Origin of the sequence: Endozoicomonas sp. Mp262 (assembly GCF_025643335.1) — a bacterium.
Classification (GTDB): domain Bacteria; phylum Pseudomonadota; class Gammaproteobacteria; order Pseudomonadales; family Endozoicomonadaceae; genus Endonucleibacter.
In genome coordinates this window covers 4870327-4891042 of sequence record NZ_CP092489.1, presented here as the reverse complement: position 1 = coordinate 4891042, position 20716 = coordinate 4870327, and the positions used below count along the sequence as shown (strand labels likewise).

At 46.1% G+C, this 20716-nt stretch carries 17 protein-coding genes; 15 read left to right on the top strand and 2 right to left on the bottom strand.

Features of this window, described 5'->3' with window-relative positions:
- Positions 1 to 421 precede the first annotated feature (421 nt).
- The 12 genes from MJ595_RS21830 (at position 422) to MJ595_RS21775 (ending at position 15314) form a co-directional block, all read left to right on the top strand.
- Entirely contained in the window at positions 422 to 958 is a 537-nt protein-coding gene (locus MJ595_RS21830; RefSeq protein ID WP_263080245.1) for a 4Fe-4S dicluster domain-containing protein, read from the top strand.
- A gap of 26 nt (positions 959 to 984) precedes the next feature.
- On the top strand, positions 985 to 3126 hold the full coding sequence (gene fdhF, locus MJ595_RS21825; RefSeq protein WP_263080244.1) for a formate dehydrogenase subunit alpha: 2142 nt from the start codon (positions 985 to 987) through the stop codon (positions 3124 to 3126).
- 76 nt (positions 3127 to 3202) lie between these two features.
- Positions 3203 to 5284, top strand: coding sequence for a sigma 54-interacting transcriptional regulator (locus MJ595_RS21820; RefSeq protein WP_263080243.1), 2082 nt, complete (start codon positions 3203 to 3205; stop codon positions 5282 to 5284).
- A gap of 33 nt (positions 5285 to 5317) precedes the next feature.
- A complete protein-coding gene (gene fdhD / locus MJ595_RS21815; RefSeq protein ID WP_263080242.1) occupies positions 5318 to 6145 on the top strand; it encodes a formate dehydrogenase accessory sulfurtransferase FdhD in 828 nt (275 codons plus the stop codon).
- 2 nt (positions 6146 to 6147) lie between these two features.
- Positions 6148 to 8475: a carbamoyltransferase HypF gene (gene hypF / locus MJ595_RS21810; protein WP_263080241.1), complete on the top strand. Its 2328-nt coding sequence runs from the start codon at positions 6148 to 6150 to the stop codon at positions 8473 to 8475.
- Positions 8476 to 8641: 166 nt separating this feature from the next.
- Complete coding sequence (locus tag MJ595_RS21805; RefSeq protein ID WP_263080240.1) at positions 8642 to 8896, top strand: HypC/HybG/HupF family hydrogenase formation chaperone; 255 nt, start codon at positions 8642 to 8644, stop codon at positions 8894 to 8896.
- On the top strand, positions 8893 to 10035 hold the full coding sequence (gene hypD, locus MJ595_RS21800; protein WP_263080238.1) for a hydrogenase formation protein HypD: 1143 nt from the start codon (positions 8893 to 8895) through the stop codon (positions 10033 to 10035). The genes MJ595_RS21805 and hypD overlap by 4 nt, the downstream gene beginning before the upstream one ends.
- Positions 10035 to 11030: a hydrogenase expression/formation protein HypE gene (hypE, locus tag MJ595_RS21795; RefSeq protein ID WP_263080236.1), complete on the top strand. Its 996-nt coding sequence runs from the start codon at positions 10035 to 10037 to the stop codon at positions 11028 to 11030. The genes hypD and hypE overlap by 1 nt, the downstream gene beginning before the upstream one ends.
- Before the next feature lie 11 nt (positions 11031 to 11041).
- Positions 11042 to 11395, top strand: coding sequence for a hydrogenase maturation nickel metallochaperone HypA (gene hypA, locus MJ595_RS21790; RefSeq protein WP_263080235.1), 354 nt, complete (start codon positions 11042 to 11044; stop codon positions 11393 to 11395).
- A 1-nt stretch (position 11396) separates the two neighbouring features.
- Positions 11397 to 12326, top strand: a complete 930-nt coding sequence (gene hypB, locus MJ595_RS21785) for a hydrogenase nickel incorporation protein HypB (RefSeq protein WP_263080234.1) — start codon at positions 11397 to 11399, stop codon at positions 12324 to 12326.
- A 215-nt stretch (positions 12327 to 12541) separates the two neighbouring features.
- On the top strand, positions 12542 to 13909 hold the full coding sequence (locus MJ595_RS21780) for a transposase (protein WP_263078002.1): 1368 nt from the start codon (positions 12542 to 12544) through the stop codon (positions 13907 to 13909).
- A gap of 436 nt (positions 13910 to 14345) precedes the next feature.
- On the top strand, positions 14346 to 15314 hold the full coding sequence (locus tag MJ595_RS21775) for a hypothetical protein (RefSeq protein WP_263080233.1): 969 nt from the start codon (positions 14346 to 14348) through the stop codon (positions 15312 to 15314).
- Between the two features lie 108 nt (positions 15315 to 15422).
- Here MJ595_RS21775 and MJ595_RS21770 read toward each other — a convergent pair whose 3' ends face one another.
- Positions 15423 to 16790: a transposase gene (locus MJ595_RS21770; RefSeq protein ID WP_263078002.1), complete on the bottom strand. Its 1368-nt coding sequence runs from the start codon at positions 16788 to 16790 to the stop codon at positions 15423 to 15425.
- A gap of 280 nt (positions 16791 to 17070) precedes the next feature.
- Here MJ595_RS21770 and MJ595_RS21765 point away from each other — a divergent pair, with 280 nt between their 5' ends.
- Positions 17071 to 17688 (top strand): hypothetical protein, encoded by a 618-nt coding sequence (locus MJ595_RS21765; RefSeq protein ID WP_263080231.1) that lies wholly within the window; start codon positions 17071 to 17073, stop codon positions 17686 to 17688.
- Positions 17689 to 17877: 189 nt separating this feature from the next.
- On the top strand, positions 17878 to 18183 hold the full coding sequence (locus MJ595_RS21760) for a hypothetical protein (protein ID WP_263080230.1): 306 nt from the start codon (positions 17878 to 17880) through the stop codon (positions 18181 to 18183).
- Between the two features lie 102 nt (positions 18184 to 18285).
- On the opposite strand, the gene MJ595_RS21755 is transcribed toward MJ595_RS21760, so the two are convergent.
- Complete coding sequence (locus tag MJ595_RS21755) at positions 18286 to 19620, bottom strand: transposase (RefSeq protein ID WP_263078000.1); 1335 nt, start codon at positions 19618 to 19620, stop codon at positions 18286 to 18288.
- A gap of 136 nt (positions 19621 to 19756) precedes the next feature.
- Here MJ595_RS21755 and MJ595_RS21750 point away from each other — a divergent pair, with 136 nt between their 5' ends.
- Entirely contained in the window at positions 19757 to 20662 is a 906-nt protein-coding gene (locus MJ595_RS21750) for a hypothetical protein (protein WP_263080229.1), read from the top strand.
- Positions 20663 to 20716 lie beyond the last annotated feature (54 nt).

The following is a 20716-nucleotide window of genomic DNA, read 5'->3' as shown; positions in this document are numbered from 1 at the left end:
CGCGCGGTTGAACATCTATGAGTCACTTTCATCCCAATAAGAGGGTTTTTTACGATGATTTTAAAAAGGTCAATACAGTAGAACTAAGAATTGTAGGGTAAGTTACTCAGAAGCATCCGGTATGTACTCCCGGCGGGGGCGCTGGGGACAAGGGGAAATAGGTCTATTTCCCTGATTATTCCGTCCTTTTAAAATATTGGCATGCTAAATGCATTAAATGACTCACTCAAGCCTGACAACGCTGTTGTCGGGTTATTCTGATCACCCACCTTTGATTTTTATCAGGTTTTATTCCGAAAAGGTGGTCACAGGAATCTGTTAGGCCCGGATGTCTGTGGTGAGGGTTGCAGGACATTGCAGCTCATTGATTGCCATCGCAGCAGAACAGACTGGGTCTTGTGGGTTCTACAGGGAAAGGGTGATGAATACGTTTATTTTTGCTGACTCCCAGTCCTGTATTGGGTGTCGCACCTGTGAAGTAGCCTGCGTTGTTTCGCACCAGGCAGCAAATACTGTTAATGCTATTGATTCTGCCAGTTTTACGCCGCGGTTGCAGCTGGTAAGGAATGCCGAGGTTACTGTTCCGGTCATGTGTCGTCAGTGTGAAGATGCACCTTGTGCTCAGGTGTGTCCGAACAAGGCAATCTACCGTGAAGATAACCAGATCAAGGTACAGCAGGAAAAGTGCATTGGTTGTAAGACCTGTGCCATTGCCTGTCCTTACGGTGCCATGCAGATTGTCACAAAAAGTACTGCAAAAGGCACGGGTCTTCTGACAGTTAAGGAAACCAGGGCAGAGGCCATCAAGTGTGATCTGTGCAGCGACAATCCGAAGGGTCCTGCCTGTGTCAGGGTTTGCCCTACGGGTGCCCTGCGTATCGAAACGGCTGCTGATGTTGAGCAGGCAAATGCCAGAAAACGTGATGCTGCCGCTTTGGCAGTGGCTGACGTGATCTGATGCTATAGGCATTTGAGGAATTATTGATGAAAAAAGTAAATACGGTGTGCCCGTATTGCGGGACAGGTTGCAAGCTCGATCTGCTCGTGGAAAACGACAAGGTAGTAGGTGCAGAGCCTGCCAATGGCCGGACCAATCAGGGTGAGTTGTGCCTGAAGGGTTACTATGGCTGGGACTTTCTGAACGATACCAACCTGCTGACACCCCGGTTGAAAAATCCCATGATCCGTCGTCAGAAGGGTGGTGAACTGGAGCCGGTATCCTGGAAAGAAGCCATTGACTTTGCCAGCAGTAAGCTGAAAAACATTAAGGCCACCTACGGCCCCGATGCCATCATGACCACCGGCTCTGCCCGTGGGCCCGGTAATGAAGCTAACTTCGTTATGCAGAAGTTTGCCCGTGCCGCCCTCGGCACCAATAACGTGGATCACTGCGCAAGGGTGTGACACGCACCTTCTGTCTCCGGTCTGGAGACCACTGTAGGTAACGGAGCCATGAGCAACTCCATTACTGAAATTCAAGACACCAAGTGTCTGCTCGTATTCGGTTACAATGCGGCTGATTCTCATCCGGTTGTGGCAAAACATATTATCAAGGCCCGTCAGAATGGTGCCCAGATTATTGTCTGTGATCCGCGCAAGATTGAAACTGCCCGGACTGCCGACCAGTGGCTGGCGCTGAAGAATGGCACTAATATGGCGCTGGTGAATGCCTTTGCCAATGTGCTGATTGAGGAAGGGTTATACGACCGTGAGTATGTAGCCAACTATACGGAAGGCTTTAATGAATTCCGTAAGGTTGTGGCCAAGTACACACCGGAATATGCCGAAGAAATCACCGGTGTTCCTGCGGCTGATATTCGTAAGGCTATCCGTACTTATGCTGCCGCCTCTGAATCCATGATTCTGTGGGGCATGGGCGTAACCCAGTATGGCCAGGCGGTGGATGTGGTGAGAGGGCTGGCAGGCCTGGCACTACTCACCGGTAATTTTGGTCGTCGGGGTGTGGGCTGCGGCCCGGTTCGTGGTCAGAATAACGTTCAGGGTACCTGCGATATGGGGATGCTGCCCCATCAATATCCCGGTTACCAGAGCGTTGCCGATGATGCTATCCGCGCCAAGTTCGAGAAGGCCTGGGGTGTACCTCTGTCATCCAAGCCCGGCTATCGCCTCACGAACCTGAACCATAAGGTTCACGACGGTGAATGTAAGGCGTTCTATATCTTTGGTGAAGATCCTGCCCAGACCGAGGCAGATCTGGCAGCTATGCGCAAGACTCTCTCCGATATGGAGTTGGTGATTGTTCAGGATATCTTTATGACCCAGACCGCAGAAATGGCGGATGTGATCTTCCCGGCGACCAGCTGGGGTGAGCATGAAGGGGTTTATAGTAGTGCAGACCGTGGTTTCCAGCGTTTCAGTAAGGCGATTAACCCACCGGATAACGTCAAGACTGACTGGGAAATTTTCTGCCTGATGTCCGAGGCAATGGGTTACTCCATGTCGTATAACAATACCAAGGAAATCTGGGATGAGATTCGTGCGCTGTGTCCGCTGTATGCAGGCGCAACCTACGAAAAGATGGAAGGGTTGAAGTCAGTTCAGTGGCCTTGCCCTACTGACGATCATCCAGGTACTTCCTGGTTGTTTAAGGGTAATAAGTTCACCACAGATACGGGTAAGGGTAAGCTGATTGCTGCTGAATGGCGTCCACCCCTGGAGCAGCCGGACAGTGAGTACCCACTGGTGCTGTCTACCGTCCGGGAAGTGGGCCATTATTCCTGTCGTTCCATGACCGGTAACTGCTCTGCCCTGCAAACCCTGGCAGATGAGCCGGGTTATGTGCAGATGCATCCTGATGATGCCAGGGATCTGGGTATCCGTGATCAGCAACTGGTCTGGGTATCTTCCCGCCGTGGCAAGGTGATCAGCCGTGCTGCCTGGAATGAGCGGGTTAACAAGGGTGTGGTTTACATGACCTACCAGTGGTGGATAGGCGCTTGTAATGAGCTGACCATTGAGCATCTTGACCCGATTTCCAGTACACCTGAGTACAAGTATTGTGCGGTGAAGGTGGAGCGGATTGCTGATCAGGGCTGGGCTGAAAACCATGTACAGGTTGAGTACAGCGGTCTGAAGTCCAAGTTGCGGAAAGCAGCCTGCGTTTAAGGGCAATTCCCGATACCAGTTAAACAGCCTTGGCTGTTTAACTGGTATGATTCATGCCCTGGGATATAAGTAATCAATGAAGTACAAGTCGACGCAGCTGCCTGTTAATGAAGTGGACACGAAGTGGGATCATAACTTTATTGCACTGTCTGATAAGCTTCTTGAGGCAAAGAGTTGTCTTGCATTTGTTGAAATCCTTAATCAGTGTGATCTGGATTTTGTTAAAATTTCAGTGATCAATCTGGTGATTCACGATTATCTGGGCGCAGGGTGTACTATTTTCAGTATTAACCCGGAAACCCGACGGGGTATTAAACTGGCTAATCCTGGTTGCCTGTTGCCTACCCATGATAATGGTGAACGGGAAATTATCAATTTGATGGAAGGTGAATATTTCACCACTCACTTTCCAGTCCTCAAGTCCTTAAAACCTTATTCCAGCCTGCAATCCTATTGTCAGTTCCCCCTGACATCAGGTACCCATTTGGGTGGGATTGAATATATCAGTTATCAGGCCCGGGCTTTCTCGGATGAGATACTGAAAAAGCTGAAACAACTTTCATACCTGATTACCACGATTCTCAATAGTGTGTTGCGCCGGGAGCGTTATAGCCAGCAGGCTGTGGCCCTTCGTTCAGAGCGTGACTATTGCCAGATTCTGGTGGATGTCACCAATGCGGTGATCAGTCAGGATAACATTGAGAGCTTGATTACTGATTTATCGGGTTCCCTTCGAACCTATTTTGACATTGAGTATGTGAGCCTTAAATACTTTTCAAAAAAACTGAATGTGTTTGAGTGTTACACCATTCGACCTGGTAAGGACAGTCGAGTTGCCTACACTATTGAGGATGCAGGCAACAAGTGTGCCCATGAGCTGGAAGCATTGAATACACTGGAACCTCAATTTATCTGCAATAACACTCAGGATGAGTTGAACGGCATCTGTATTTTGCCATTGATTTTCAGAAACCAGCCCCATGGTGTTATCCGGCTGGGTCATCGGGAGTGTGGTTTCTTTCATTCCTGTGATCTCGCGTTGCTACAGAAAATTGCCGCCAGAACGGCAATGACCCTGCATAGTGTGCAGGTGTATCAGAAAGAACACATATCGGCCATGCCTTTAAACCGTGTTTCCCTGGATACCCGGGTTCATAAACACCAAGTGTTCAGCGAAATCATTAGCCAGAGCAGTGTCATGAATCAGGTGCTGGAAAAAGCATCGATGGTGGCCGATAGCCAATGCACTGTGCTGATTCTTGGTGAGACCGGTACAGGCAAGGAACTGGTGGCCAGGGCCATTCACCGGCTTAGTCAGCGCAGCAGCCGCGAGATGGTGAAAATGAACTGTTCTGCGGTGCCTTCCGGGTTGTTTGAGAGTGATCTTTTTGGCCATGAAAAAGGGGCCTTTACCGGAGCCCTGGCACGGCGGGCCGGTCGCTTTGAACGAGCGGACCAGAGTACCCTGTTCCTGGATGAGATTGGTGATATGCCGCTGGATTTACAGCCTAAAATGCTGCGGGTATTACAGGAAAGTGAGGTGGAGCGGATTGGCAGTTATCAACCTGTTTCTGTGGATGTACGGGTGATTGCTGCCACTAATTGCGATCTGCTCAAGATGGTTAAGGACAAAAAATTCAGAAGTGATCTTTATTATCGCCTGAATGTATTTCCCATCATGCTCCCACCATTGCGCAAGCGAAGGGATGATATCCCCTTGCTGGTCAAGCACTTTACCGAAGACATTTCCCGGAAGATGAACCGGAATATCACCAGTATTTCAGAAGATGATATGACCTGGCTATGTGCCCAGCCCTGGCCGGGCAATATCAGGGAGTTACGCAACGTTATTGAACGTTCAGTAATCCTAACCCGGGGTAATGTCCTGAATGTCTCCTACCAGGAAGCACGAACCTGCCAGGATACCTTATCGGCGCTACCCGGTCTTAATCAGGCTGAGCCTGACGATACCTGCTCATACGACTCTTTTAGTTTTGATCAAGGTCCACATGACCGGGAAGCCATTATTCAGGCTTTAAAAGCCTGTAATGGCGTGGTGGCCGGTCCCAGGGGGGCAGCTCAGCGGCTGGGCATTAAGAGAACCACGCTGCTGTCCAGAATGAAGCGACTGGGAATTTCCCCCAAGGCGCCTAGTTGAACAGCCCAAGAATTTGGGCAGTAAGGGGATAATATGGATCAGGCTTCTGCTATTTCCAGTTGCCAGGCGATGCCGGTATGTCGCATTCGCCACCAACAAAGTACGTCATTCAATACCGATCAGCTGGTTGAGGAAGTGCCGGTTGCCATAGTCTATAACGGTATTTCCCATGCGGTATTAATGTCACTGCCTTCGGATCTGGAGGACCTGGCAATCGGTTTCTCTCTCACCGAAGGTATTATTGATCGTTTTGAGGATATACGGGGTATTGATATTGTTCCTGCCTGTTCAGGGGTCGAAGTGGCTGTTGAAATATCTTCCCGCTGTTTTCAACGACTCAAGTCAAGAAGACGAAATCTGGCTGGAACCACTGGTTGTGGTATATGCGGCACTGAGCAACTATCCCATGTGAGTAGAGAGCTGCCAGTACTGGAAAAGCACTTAACCCTGGATGCCTTAAAGATTGACAATGCATTTGACTGCCTGAAGCAACAACAGCGGTTAAACCAGGAAACCGGTGCAACCCATGCCGCAGGCTGGATCACAGATCAGGCAGAATTGGTTGCAGTGAGGGAAGACGTGGGTCGTCATATTGCCCTGGATAAACTGATTGGATATCTGGCCCGCAATCATATTCGTGGCGGGGCTGTTTTAGTGACCAGCCGGGCCAGTTTTGAGATGGTTCAGAAGGCGATTGTGGCGGGAGTGGAAGCGCTATTCGCCATTTCTGCGGTTACGAAAAAAGCAGTGGTTCTTGCTGATCAGTGTAATTTGACGTTAGCGGGTTTTTGTCGTCCTGGTAAGCTAAGTATATACAGCCACTGTGAGCGCTTGTTGCAAGCAGCTGAAGAGGTGGCCTGACGGTGTCAATAACTGAAGACAAAGTTGTTCGCCGGAAAATCAGGGTCTGGGGCATTGTACAGGGAGTAGGGTTTCGACCGACAGTGTACCGCCTGGCAATAGAACGGCAATTGTCCGGTTTTATCCTGAATAATGGCCAGGGTGTTTATATTGAGATTGAAGGTGGTTTATCTGCCGCAGACAGTTTTATCACTGCCCTAAAAACAGATGCGCCACCATTGAGTCGTATTGACCGGGTTTCCGTCGACAGTATGCCATTGCAGAATGATGGCGAGTTCGTGATCACTTCCAGTGATACCGTTGATCTGGACAGTATCAGTATATCTCCGGATAAAGGGGTATGCTCCCATTGTATGGAAGAGACTTTTACAGCTGGCAACCGGCATTATCAATACCCGTTCACTAATTGTACCCATTGTGGCCCCAGATACAGTTTAGTAAGACAACTGCCCTATGACAGGCCATGGACCAGTATGGCGGACTTTGCCATGTGTCCTGCCTGTGCGGAAGCTTATGGTAATCCCCTGGATCGTCGCTACCATGCCCAGCCAGTGAGCTGCAATTACTGTGGTCCTGAGATAAGGTTCACTGATTCATCGGGTAATTTGCTGGCAAACAGGGATAAAGCCCTGATGCATGCTGTTGCAGCCCTGAAGGACGGGAAAATTGTGGCAGTAAAAGGCATTGGTGGCTTTCATTTAATGTGTGATGCCACCAATGAAGAGGTGGTGGCCAGGTTACGGGCAGGTAAGCGCCGCCTCAGAAAGCCATTGGCGGTGATGGTGAATAGCCTGGAGATGGCAGCGTCCCTTGCTGTTATTGACCCCCTGGAACAGGAGATACTGGAGTCGCCGGAACGGCCAATTACATTGTTGCAGAAAAGGCTGGAGCTTGCCCTTGCAGAGAGTATTGCTCCCGGTGTTCCCTGGCTGGGAGTCATGCTGGCCTATTCACCTTTACATTATTTGCTCATGGAATCCCTTAAATTCCCCCTGGTGGCCACAAGTGCCAATGTATCTGGTATGCCGATTGCTACCAGGTTCTCCCAGGTGATAGAGCAACTGGGCCAGCATATTGATTATGTGCTGGATCATAACCGCAATATTTTGCATGCCTGTGATGACAGTGTGGTACAGGTTGCTGGAGGGCGTCGTCAAGTGCTGCGACTGGGAAGAGGCTATGCCCCTTTGGTGATGCCTTTGGAACAGGCTGTTGATAAACCATTACTGGCTCTGGGAGTTCAGCAGAAAAATAGTATCGCCCTGGCCAGGGGTAAACAGATGGTGGTTGGTCCTTATCAAGGGGATCTGGATAGCCTGGAGATGGAAGCCAGCTTTAGCAGGCATTTAAACGACATTGAACAATTGTTTGAAATTGAGCCTGCGACGGTTATTTCAGACAAACACCCCCATTACATCACTACTCGAATGGCTCAGGACCTGAGTAAGGAACGCTCCCTTAGCCATCTCCAGGTGCAGCATCATCATGCCCATATTCTGGCAGTGATGGCTGAACACCGGTTAACCGGGGAAGTGCTTGGATTTGCCTTTGATGGCACGGGATATGGTGACCCATCGCCGGATGGCAAGGACGGGAATACCGGTGTGATCTGGGGTGGTGAAGTATTACTGGTGGATATTCGTCAGGCTAAGCGTTGCCACTACTTAAAGCCGTTCCGGCTCATTGGTGGCGAACGGGCCATCAAGGAACCCGCGAGAATTTTGCTGGGGCTGTTGTTGGAGTATTACAGTCTTGATGAGATTAAGGCACTTGATCTGCCAGCCTTTAAGGGTAAACCGGCTTCATGGTTAAACAACCTGTATAAGGTTTGGCAGAGCCCCGGGCTTTCCCCGTTAACCACATCCATGGGACGAATGATTGATGGCTGGGCAAGTCTATTAGGATTAGTTGATACCGTGGATTTTGAAGGTGAGTGTGGGCTACGGTTGGAAGCTGCGGCTATTGATGCAGTCATATCAAGTCATCCTGAAGCCCGGTTTAACTTAAGCAGTGATGGGGTTATTCAGTGGCATCGTCTGTTGGACTGGGCCATTGATCAGCGTACCAGAAAAACCACTGGCCACTGTGCAGTAATCCTGCTGACAGCTATTGCCCGGATGATCGGTGACATTGCTCACTGCTATCCAAACCATTCAGTGGTAGTCAGTGGTGGCGTTTTTCAGAACCGTATCCTGATGAATAACCTGGCAATGCTCTTTCAATCTAAAAAGCGCTCATTACTGACATCAGAACAACTGCCTCCCAATGATGGCGGGATTTCGGCAGGCCAGCTTTGGCATGGTCTTATGTCTGGGGCCTGTCAGGATTAAGTTTATATAGATTCCTCGCCTCGTTCCCGGTGCTTCGCTGGCAGTGCATACGGGTGTTTCCTTCTGTACCGGGTTTTGCACAGAAGGGAGTCCTGGGAACGGGGTATGGGACTATAAAGACTCCCAGTGACGTTTTTACTATCAAGGCTTTTATTTCGGTTTTTTTATGTGTTTATGTATTCCCTCGAAAATTATTGAACTATACCCGGACAGTACGGCCCTGGTTGATACCATGGGAGTTCGGAAACAGGTTAGCACCCATTTATTAACGGAGTCCCTGGCTGAAGGTGATTATCTGTTGATCCATGTGGGCTTTGCCATTAGCAAGATTGATGAGCAGGATGCCCGTGCCAGTCTCAGGGAGTATCAGAATTTGATGGAGGAAATGGGGGAAGAAGAAATTAAGGCGATGCTGGTATGAGTATTCAAAGTGACAAGTCTCATTCCCTGTATACCGGATTCAGGAATCCGGCGGTAATCAGGGCGCTGGTTAAAAAGATTTCGGTTCTGGCAGAACAGCTGGATGAACCGGTCAATATTATGGAAGTGTGTGGCGGTCATACCCACACCATTATGAAGTATGGATTAAACCAGCTGCTACCGGAGATTATAGAATTTATCCATGGCCCGGGCTGTCCGGTTTGTATCATGCCCAAAGAGCGGATAAATCATGCTGTGGAGCTGGCGGAAACCCCGGATGTGATCCTGGTGACCCTGGGCGATATGATTCGCGTGCCTGGCTCCAAGGGAAGCCTGGCAGAGTGCCGATCCAGGGGTGGGGATGTGCGATCTGTTTACGATCCCATGGATGCCCTGACCATTGCCCGGGATAACCCGGATAAAAAAGTCGTTTATTTTGCCATTGGCTTTGAAACCACCACGCCTATGACTGCGGTGTTGCTGGAACTGGCTGAACGACAGCAGCTTAGCAATCTTTATTTTCATATTAATCATGTGCTGGTGCCGCCTGCGGTTGAGGCAGTGATGGCCGATGGCGGTGCCAGGATTAATGCCCTCATTGGCCCATCCCATGTCAGTGTGGTGGCCGGTGCCAAAATTTATCAACCGCTGGTGGATAAGTTTGATATTCCTGTGGTGGTCAGTGGTTTTGAACCAGTGGATGTGCTGGAGTCGATTCTGGAGATTGTTAAGCAGAAATGTTCAGGCAAGCCGGAGTTAGCCATTCAGTATTCCAGAGCTGTTACCCCGGAGGGAAACCAGTCAGCACAGAGTAAGATGGATCAGGCTTTTACCCTGCGAACTGATTTCCGCTGGCGTGGACTCGGCGATATTCCCGGCTCAGCCTTAAAGTTGCAGGATCGTTTTGCCCACCGTGATGCCGAGTTGATTTTCTCAGATCGGCTATCCCATAAGGAAATTCAGGACCATAAGGTCTGTATCTGTGCTGATATCCTGCGGGGCCATGCAAAGCCCAATCAGTGTCGTGCTTTTGGCAAGGCCTGTAACCCGTCCCGACCCATGGGTAGTTGTATGGTGAGCTCCGAAGGAGCCTGCAACGCCTATTTCCGCTACTCCGATATGGCAGACAAGACAATCTGATGATGAAAACCGTTCAATTAAGCCACGGCAGTGGTGGTGAAGAGATGGGCATGTTGGTGGAAAAACTGTTCTACCGGTATTTCAGCAATGACATTCTGTTGAAAGCTGAGGATGCTGCCGTGTTACCCATGGCAGGCCCGGTTGCCTTTACTACCGACAGCTTTACCGTTTCCCCCCTGTTTTTTCCCGGTGGCAATATTGGCAAGCTGGCGGTGGCAGGAACTGTAAATGACCTGGCTATGGTGGGGGCTGAACCCCAATATCTCAGTAGCAGCTTTGTGATTGAGGAAGGGTTCTCCTTTGAGGAACTCACGGATATTGTTAAAACCATGGCGACAGAGCTGGAGAAATCCGGTGCTCAAATAGTCTGTGGTGACACTAAGGTGGTGCCAAGGGGAACCCTGGAAGGGCTGATTATCAATACCAGTGGTATTGGCACTATACAATATCCAGGGCTATCGGCCAGTAACCTTCAGGATGGCGATGCGATTATTGTTTCCCGGAATATTGGCAGCCATGGCAGCTGTATCCTGATGGCCCGGGATGAGTTAAGGATGGAATCAGAGCTGGTGAGTGATTGCGACACCCTCTGGCCCCGAGTCAGGCAACTGATTGATGCGGGTATTACCTTGCATGCCCTCAGGGATGCCACCCGTGGCGGGCTGGCAGCGGTGTTGAATGAGTGGTGTTCTGCTTCTCAAGTCCAGATCAATGTGGCCGAAGAGCAGATTCCTGTGCTGGATGAAGTGCGTGGGCTTTGTGAAATCTATGGTTTTGAGCCTTATGAACTGGCCAATGAAGGAACCATGGTGATTGCTGTCCCCCAGGAGCATATTGATAAAACGCTTAAAGTGCTACGTACATTCGATAACGACGCCTGTTGTATTGGTCAGGTCTGCGCTTCTGAAAGACATAAAGTCATTGTCCAGTCACCCTGGGGCAGTAGTCGTTATATGGAGATGCCTCGTGGTGAGCTGCTGCCGCGTATTTGCTAGGGGATGTTGCTATGCATGAAATGTCCCTGGCTATCAATGTTATAGACCTGGCTGAAGAGCAGTGTCGAAAACAAAGCGATAGTGACCCTGTCCAGCGAATCACGGGAATCTGGCTGGAAATAGGCCCCTTGTCCTGTGCTGACCCTGAAACCATTCGTTACTGCTTTGAAATAGCTTCCCGGGAAACACTGGCAGAGCATGCAGTGCTTCATATCACCAAACCTCAGGGAGAGGCATGGTGTCTGGATTGTGAGCAGGCTATCCCGCTGGAGATACGTGGGGCTCCCTGTCCGAAGTGTGCCGGATTTAATCTAAAACTGACGCAGGGTGATGAACTGCGTATCAAGGAAATTGAGGTGGAATAATATGTGTGGTGTCTGTGGTTGTGGTGACAGCCAAATTGAAGGCCATGAGCATTCTCATGAGTACTCCCATGAACATAGCGGTAACCATGCCCATCATCATGGGCATTCCCATACGCATGGACAAGCGACGGTAATCGTTCAGCATCATCATCACTACTATTATCCCCGGGAGTCGCATCAACCGGTTACTCATGGTACAGGGCATCACCATCATCATGATGAGAGTGAAGGAAGGAATCTCCATTATGGCCAGGGTGAGGCTGGCAATCATGTACCGGGCATCAGCCAGCGCCGGTTGATGAAGATAGAGCGGGATGTGCTGGATAAAAACAACCAGCTGGCCAGCCACAACCGGTCGCATTTCCGGGAAGGTGAACAGCTGGTATTAAACCTGGTATCCAGCCCTGGCTCCGGAAAAACCACATTGCTGGTGGAAACTCTAAAGCGGCTTCAGGAAAAACGTTCCTGTGCAGTTATCGAAGGTGACCAGCAAACCACCAATGATGCTGATCGTATCCGGGCAACCGGCACTCAGGCATTGCAGGTGAATACCGGCAAGGGCTGTCATCTGGATGCCCAGATGGTTCACGATGCCTGCCATAAAATGGAGCTTGAAAAAGGCTCTTTGCTGTTTATCGAGAATGTCGGCAATCTGGTTTGCCCCAGTGGCTTCGATCTTGGGGAAAAATATAAAGTGGCAATCCTTTCCGTAACGGAAGGAGAGGACAAGCCTTTGAAGTACCCCAATATGTTTGCAGCATCTCAACTGATGATTATCAATAAAATTGATCTGTTGCCTTATGTCGCCTTTGATGTTGAACAGTGCATAGAGAATGCCCGGAAAGTCAATCCCTATATTCAGGTTATTCGACTTTCTGCCACCACCGGTGAAGGCATGGAAGCCTGGTTAAGCTGGTTGGAGCAGGCTTGATAATCATTTAACAGAAATGGATGTTTTTGAGCAATAGCGCAAGATGATATGAATAGAGCCTGGTGCATAAAATTAAAAAGATGATGTGCCAGCTATTCCCGTGACATCAATTAAATCACTGCAACAGCAAGGCTTACAGTAAATTCCAAATGGAGTGATTTCGCACAAAATAACGTCTACTTTTGATAGGGATACTTTATCAATGGCTGTCTCTCATGGCTTATCCATTCCAAAAAAGTCGTAAGCATCTTTGTGCAAACAGTTTAATTACTACGATTTCTGAAAGTTATGAGCAAATTCCAGATGTCCGACCAAACAAGGATTCCAGAAAAATAACAATACATGATGCCTCCATGTCCGCTTTTGCCATGATGCATCTCAAGTACCCATCGCTCCTCTCGTTTGAGCGTGATAAAACAGAGCAAGAAGTAAGGCATAACCTTGAGCACCTGTATCAGATAAAAAAACGTGCTCCCTGTGATACCAGTATGCGGGAAATCCTGGATCCAATAGATCCCGTAGAGTTCAAAAAGCCTTTTAAGACATTGCTGTCTAACGTCCAAAGGGGCGGATTACTGAAGGCATTCGAATTTCACTGCGGGAACTTGAAAAATCACTACTTGCTCCCGATCGATGGAACTGGGCTATTTTACTCCTGCAATAATAAAAAACCTTGTCAGGAGTGCTGTACTAAAAATAAGGGAAAGGCCAACGAAGCTCACTACCACCAGTTAATGGCAGCATGCATTGCTCACCCGGATCAAAAAACAGTCTTGCCATTGGCACCGGAAGCCATAGTTTGCCAGGACGGTTCGACCAAAAATGACTGTGAAAAAAATGCCATTAAACGGTTGTTTGCCACCATACGAGAGCATCACCCACGTCTAAAGTTCGTTATTCTTCTGGACAGTCTTTATGCTGACAACCCCACTGTCCAACTGATTAAGAGTTATGGCTGGCATTACATCATTGTCGCGAAAGATGGCAACCATGCCTCGCTGGTTGAAGCGATGGATGAGCTGGATAAAGAAGGAAAAGTTCACCGTGCTGAAAAAGTTAATGAAGAGACTGGAATTAAGTGGTGGTTTCGCTATGCCAATGACGTCAGGCTGAACAAGGCAAAATATGCAGAACAGGTTAATGTGCTTGATTTTGTCGAAACCGATAAAAAAGGTAAACAGCATATCTGGTGCTGGGTGACTGATATTCCGCTTAACGAAGAAACCATAGAACCCGTCATGAAAGGAGGGCGCTGCCGATGGCATATTGAGAACCAGACGTTTAACACCCTGAAAAATCAAGGCTACGATCTCGAACATAACTACGGTCACGGTGAGAAGCACTTAGCCACAAATCTGGCCTATCTGACGATGCTTGCTTTTCTCGTAGATCAAATACAGGAACTGTGCTGTCCCCAGTTTCAGGAAGCTTTAAGAACCCGCTCAAAAGGAGTCCGTATAGCATTATGGAAATGGATACAGGGCTATTTTTTGCATTGGCTGATAAAAACGTGGGAGGGGCTTTTTTACACAGTAACTCATGGTATTGAAGAGAAAAGGGTGATTCCATTCGATACATCATAACCGGCCATATCGTAGCTACGTTCAGGGGTGACATTTTTTCTTTAAAGCTCCGCTTTGTTAATTGGCGGCTCAGTTTTGATCGGCTTCATTATTTTTGCTGCCTTATTGTCAATACCAACGATCATCGACGTTCATCATGCGGGAATAGCTGATGATGTGCCAGGCTGTAGATATAATTCTTTGAATTTTAGTTGGTGGATTTTAATTATGAAAAACCATTAAATTTATTTTTTTAATGAAGTTTGCTTAAAGAATTTGCACTAAATTAGAAGTTTTTTTGTGGCTTTTTATAAAGTGTCTGACTCGATTTTCGTTGAAATTATTAAGCGAGTGACTTTTATTTATTATATTTTAATGTTTGTGTATTTTATTTTAATATACGTATTTTTTATTAGCCAATATTTTTGGCTGCTTATATAGTTCATGGTTGTATTTTATGTTTTATTTGGGTTTTTTTATGTATTATTTTTTATTTATAAAAAAAGAAAGAAGTGCTTTCAGTTTTGTTTTTTTGTTTTTTTTATTATTTTTTACTATGACTTTATGTTTTGCAGCAGATCGAGATGATTTTAGTGAGGATGGGAGTGGCACTCTGAAATTTAATAAATCTGCCAGAGGGAAGGATACTATGAGTGTGGTTACATCTGTAAAAGGAAAGACTATGGCAATATTTTCGAATAGGGAGAAAGAAGAGCTTAAAAAGCAAATGCAGGATAATATTTCTTTGATGGCTGAACGAACAGAGAACATGGATGGTGTTGTTAAAAATATTGAAAAAGGTGTGGGGCAAATACAAGGAGTTTTAGTTAATGTTGGTGAGGGAGTAAAGGAAGGTGGAAAGGCTATGGATCATTTGACAAAGGATATGGCGCAAGTTAAAAAAGATGGAGGTGAAATGAAGGCTGATATAAACTTAATGCAACATAATCTTGATAAACTACAGAAGACAGTAGATAGGACATCACCTGTAATAGCTGATTTGGGTAATCGATTAGTAGACCAGGATACAGATACAAGACGACAAACACTTATAACACGTTCTAAAAAAATGGAAAATACATTTCAAGAACTTGTGGGGTGGTATTTAGCAAGCAATCAGGATGCTGTTGCTCTCCATGAGCATTTGCGTGAAAAACTAGAAAATCTTTCGTTAGAAGAAGAAAAACAGAAAAAAAGAATGAGCGATATGAAGAGGATTCTTGAAGGTCAAGAATTTAAGCTTTATTTTGAAAATATGTTGACTAATCCTGGATTGGAATGTTCGTTAAGTGGAATAAAAGAAGTTGATTCTTTGCAAGCGGACGGAATGGCATATTTAAATGGAGTTGGTGCAGATGGCTGGAATTTAATAATGCCTCCAGGCAGCTATTCCCGCATGATGAACGTCGATGATCGTTGGTATTGACAATAAGGCAGCAAAAATAATGAAGCCGATCAAAACTGAGCCGCCAATTAACAAAGCGGAGCTTTAAAGAAAAAATGTCACCCCTGAACGTAGCTACGATATGGCCGGTTATGATGTATCGAATGGAATCACCCTTTTCTCTTCAATACCATGAGTTACTGTGTAAAAAAGCCCCTCCCACGTTTTTATCAGCCAATGCAAAAAATAGCCCTGTATCCATTTCCATAATGCTATACGGACTCCTTTTGAGCGGGTTCTTAAAGCTTCCTGAAACTGGGGACAGCACAGTTCCTGTATTTGATCTACGAGAAAAGCAAGCATCGTCAGATAGGCCAGATTTGTGGCTAAGTGCTTCTCACCGTGACCGTAGTTATGTTCGAGATCGTAGCCTTGATTTTTCAGGGTGTTAAACGTCTGGTTCTCAATATGCCATCGGCAGCGCCCTCCTTTCATGACGGGTTCTATGGTTTCTTCGTTAAGCGGAATATCAGTCACCCAGCACCAGATATGCTGTTTACCTTTTTTATCGGTTTCGACAAAATCAAGCACATTAACCTGTTCTGCATATTTTGCCTTGTTCAGCCTGACGTCATTGGCATAGCGAAACCACCACTTAATTCCAGTCTCTTCATTAACTTTTTCAGCACGGTGAACTTTTCCTTCTTTATCCAGCTCATCCATCGCTTCAACCAGCGAGGCATGGTTGCCATCTTTCGCGACAATGATGTAATGCCAGCCATAACTCTTAATCAGTTGGACAGTGGGGTTGTCAGCATAAAGACTGTCCAGAAGAATAACGAACTTTAGACGTGGGTGATGCTCTCGTATGGTGGCAAACAACCGTTTAATGGCATTTTTTTCACAGTCATTTTTGGTCGAACCGTCCTGGCAAACTATGGCTTCCGGTGCCAATGGCAAGACTGTTTTTTGATCCGGGTGAGCAATGCATGCTGCCATTAACTGGTGGTAGTGAGCTTCGTTGGCCTTTCCCTTATTTTTAGTACAGCACTCCTGACAAGGTTTTTTATTATTGCAGGAGTAAAATAGCCCAGTTCCATCGATCGGGAGCAAGTAGTGATTTTTCAAGTTCCCGCAGTGAAATTCGAATGCCTTCAGTAATCCGCCCCTTTGGACGTTAGACAGCAATGTCTTAAAAGGCTTTTTGAACTCTACGGGATCTATTGGATCCAGGATTTCCCGCATACTGGTATCACAGGGAGCACGTTTTTTTATCTGATACAGGTGCTCAAGGTTATGCCTTACTTCTTGCTCTGTTTTATCACGCTCAAACGAGAGGAGCGATGGGTACTTGAGATGCATCATGGCAAAAGCGGACATGGAGGCATCATGTATTGTTATTTTTCTGGAATCCTTGTTTGGTCGGACATCTGGAATTTGCTCATAACTTTCAGAAATCGTAGTAATTAAACTGTTTGCACAAAGATGCTTACGACTTTTTTGGAATGGATAAGCCATGAGAGACAGCCATTGATAAAGTATCCCTATCAAAAGTAGACGTTATTTTGTGCGAAATCACTCCATTTGGAATTTACTGTAAGCCTTGCTGTTGCAGTGATTTAATTGATGTCACGGGAATAGCTGGCCTCCAGGAGGAAAAATAACAGTTCAGCATATAGATATTGCTGGAGAGGTACTTGAAAGTGAATCGAAATCACGTTCAGAGGGAGTAAGACTTGCTAGTCAGGCTAATCCTTCGGGTGGCCCTGATGAGAAAAGCTTTCATTATTGGCAAGAAGTGGATGTTGATAAAGGTGAAAAGATGCTGATTGTATGGCTAGAATATCAAACAAGTGGTTCATGTTCTGTTGATCTTTTATCAGCAGAAGATAATAGTAAATTTATATCTAAGAATTTACCTTCTAGTTTTGAAAGTAAAGAAGAGTGGTTTTTATTTGAGGTTCCAGAACAGCTAAGAAAAGGTAGGAAAGTGATTTTTCGGATATCTGGAAAATTATATCAGGAACAGTTTTTTGTACTTCGTCATCCGGGTATGATTTGTATAGATTCTTTGTATAATGATGTTAATGCACTTGGGGAGTTTGCCGCACCAGTAAAAGGGCATCTCGAAGCACACTGTACCCCTGCCTGGAAAACCAGCGATAGGAAAAAACATATAGATAAGTTAAAACGAAAGGTTAGATTGGTTAAAATACATCCAGAAAATTTAACTAATTACGAGACAGTGGGAGAGGAGATGCTGGTATGTGATCTAAAAGTAAAAATGGAAAGGCCAGCAGAAACAAAAGATATAAGGTTGGTTAATTCAGATGATCATAGTTTATTTTATCCTCCAGATGACAGATTTTCCGTTCGTGTAGATTGTAAAAGAACAACAGAGGAAAAAATTTTCTAATTATTTCTAATCCAGGGCGTATAGATCTTGAAGGGTTATTGCTTTATGTTGATTTGAATAGAACGCTATTTTTAAAGAAATATAGAGATGGAAGTGAAAAAAATGATGGGGCTGGCTCAACTTCTACTGGGATTTGGGGGTTTTTAAAAACAATTTCCATAAGGAAATAAAAGTGAAATTAAAGATGTTTTGCTGATTGGATGGTTTTGGAATGATTTATTATTTATCTTGTGTTTTTTTTTATCCTTTGTGATTCAGGTGAATGCATTTGCTAATGATGGTGACGATTGTTTTTTTGCTCGATGGTCAGAGGATGCGGCCTATCTTGTCCAAAATTATATTCGGGAAAATACATCTGTTGATAAAACTGTTATGACTGAGGAAATCGTAAGATTTATTAAAAAAAAGAAAGCAGTTGATATGTTAAGAAAAGATTTTGAAGGTGGTTACAGCAATTCCCGCAAACCAGATTCCGGCTGGCACATTTTCAGTTAATTAAAAATGATTTTATCGCGGATGAACAGAGCCAGACTGCTGCTATATCGGCAGTCGGTTTTAATGACAGGTAACACAGGTCACAGGGCTAACATCAACGCTCTATGTCGTATCGACAGTCAGCAACTTCAAGCTCACACTTCGCCCTTCAATGATAGCTGTAAATACGTCTGTCCAGTTATCAATGCAGAACCAGTCAAACAGCCCTCGTATGGCATGCCAGAATGCCTTTTTAGACTTTTTTATCTTGAGCGCTTCCTGGAAGAGCTTGCAAGACAGTTGTTCTATCTGGTTGATGAGGAAGGCCGTAAAAGTCAGGCATGCCAGATTGCTGGCCAGATGCTGCTTTCCGTGCCCGTAATTGTGTTCGAGATGGTAGCCCTGTGTTTTCAGTGTATTGAACGTTTCGTTTTCAATTTTCCATTTAGCGCGTGCTCCTCGCATGAATTTATTCACGTTCTCGGCTGAAAGCTCAATGTCCGTGACCCAGGTGTTGACGTACTTCTTGTTGCCCTCTGGATCAATTTCTATATATTCGAGAAAGTTAACCAGCACATCCGGGTGTGACTTGTTAATGGGGGCACCATTCACAAACCGGAACCAGTGCGTAAACCCTTTATCATCGGTATATTCATAGCGCACCACTTTGTCTGCACAATCCAGCTCATCGACGGCCTGGTATAACGACTCATGGGTTGAATCCTTTGCCACCATAATGAAGCTATAGCCAAAGGACTTTACCAACTTGATGGTCGGTCCATCTGAGTACAGGTCATCAAAAGTCAGAACCAGTGGCAGGTGCGGATGCTCTCTGGATAAATTCGCCAATAGCCGCTTGAGCGCTACCTTCTCACAATCATTCTTTGACGCATCAACTTGTTTGATGATGGGTTCAGGCATTAAAGGTAATACTTCTTTCTTGCCCGGCTTTACCAGACAGCAGGCCAGTAACTGATGGTAGTATTGCGGATTTTTGCTGCCTGGCTTTTTTACACAACACTCAGGACAACTAATCTTCCCTGAGCAAAAGTGCCCCGTACCATCGATAGGCGCAAGATACCCTTCCTCAAAATAAGTGAACTGCTTAAGCCGCCCAGATCGTTGCACAAAGGCAAACAGGCGGGTAAAGAACTTCCTTAAATAGCGTGTTTCGATAGGGTCAATCAGATCCCTCAGATAGGTATCACTGGGGACACAGCTGACATTGTACATCGACTTTAAGTTCTTGAGCCTATCTGGGTTATTGACACAATCCTGATCAAAAGCCAGTAATGAAGGGTATTTCAGGTGCATGACTGCCAGGCCACTCATGACCGCATCATGAAGGACAATTTTGTCATGTTGGCTTTTCTTGCGAAAGTCTGGAATTTGACCCGCTTCATCAGAGACTATTTTGAGCAGTTTTTCAGCAATGGTTCTTGGTTTCGTTAGCGGCACAACATGAGCATCGTTATTATTATTGTGGTGAAATTCTACCGGATAGTCTGCGATTTTAGCAAGAGGCTACCAAGCTACAGCCCTTGTTATTAAGGGCTTTAATCAAGTCTGCGGGAATTGCTGAGGTGGTTATGAGTTGTTATGTTATTTCAAGAAAAATAAAGAAAATAAAACAGTGTACCATTTGTGTAAAAAGCTAAAAGAAAAGGATCTTAAAAAATACAGGTTATTTATTGGGGATTTATCAGTCTTTACTGAAAAAGTACCATGCCCTATCAGTAGAGATGGTTTTACTCCGTCAGATATTGCAAATGATATCATCGTTGTGGCAGATGTTAATTCCAAAAGGGTGAAGCGTCAGCCTGCTAATACAGGAGGACGAGCAAATAAGGTTCATTCTGAGTTTTCATTTTACAGTGGCGTTTATCTTTTTTTAGCAACCTTATTGGGTAGTGGGGTTGATTTGGTTAGAGGTTGCGGGAGATCTTTTTTTACCTCAACCCCAACTCCTCCTGCTGTTGAAATTGCTGAGGGAGAAAGAGTAGTTCAGGCATGCTCGCCTGTCTTATCTGACCAATGTGTTCAGCCACCACCACAATGTCTGCCATGCAGCCCTCAGTTTATTCCCTGCCCGCAGCAATGCCCACCGTGCCCTGTTCCCCAGCCCTGCCCCCCATGCCCTGCTGCCCAGTCTTGCCCGGCTGCTGTTGCAATCTATGAGGGAGAGGTAGCTACTTTCTACACCTGGGTATTATGGTTTGATAAACTATTTTGGCATTGGCCTTCTTATTCTTATTCCTGTTTAGGTGGTATGCTGAGGTATTGTGGTTTGTCTGAAACTTTTACCTCAATAACTCCGATATCTGTTGAGACTGTTATGCTAGGGTTGTTTATCGTCGGGACTGGAGCTGTAGTTTATTATTGTTATTATAAAAAGAAGGAAGGTACTGAAGTTACAACTAGCATAAAAAGAGTTGAACGTTCTCCCTCGGTATTAAATACTGGCAATGCACAACGTACATATAAACATTTAAGGAAGTGACTGCTGGATGTTATGTTTTCTTTCCTGGAAGCTGGTTTTGCTTTTATGCTATCT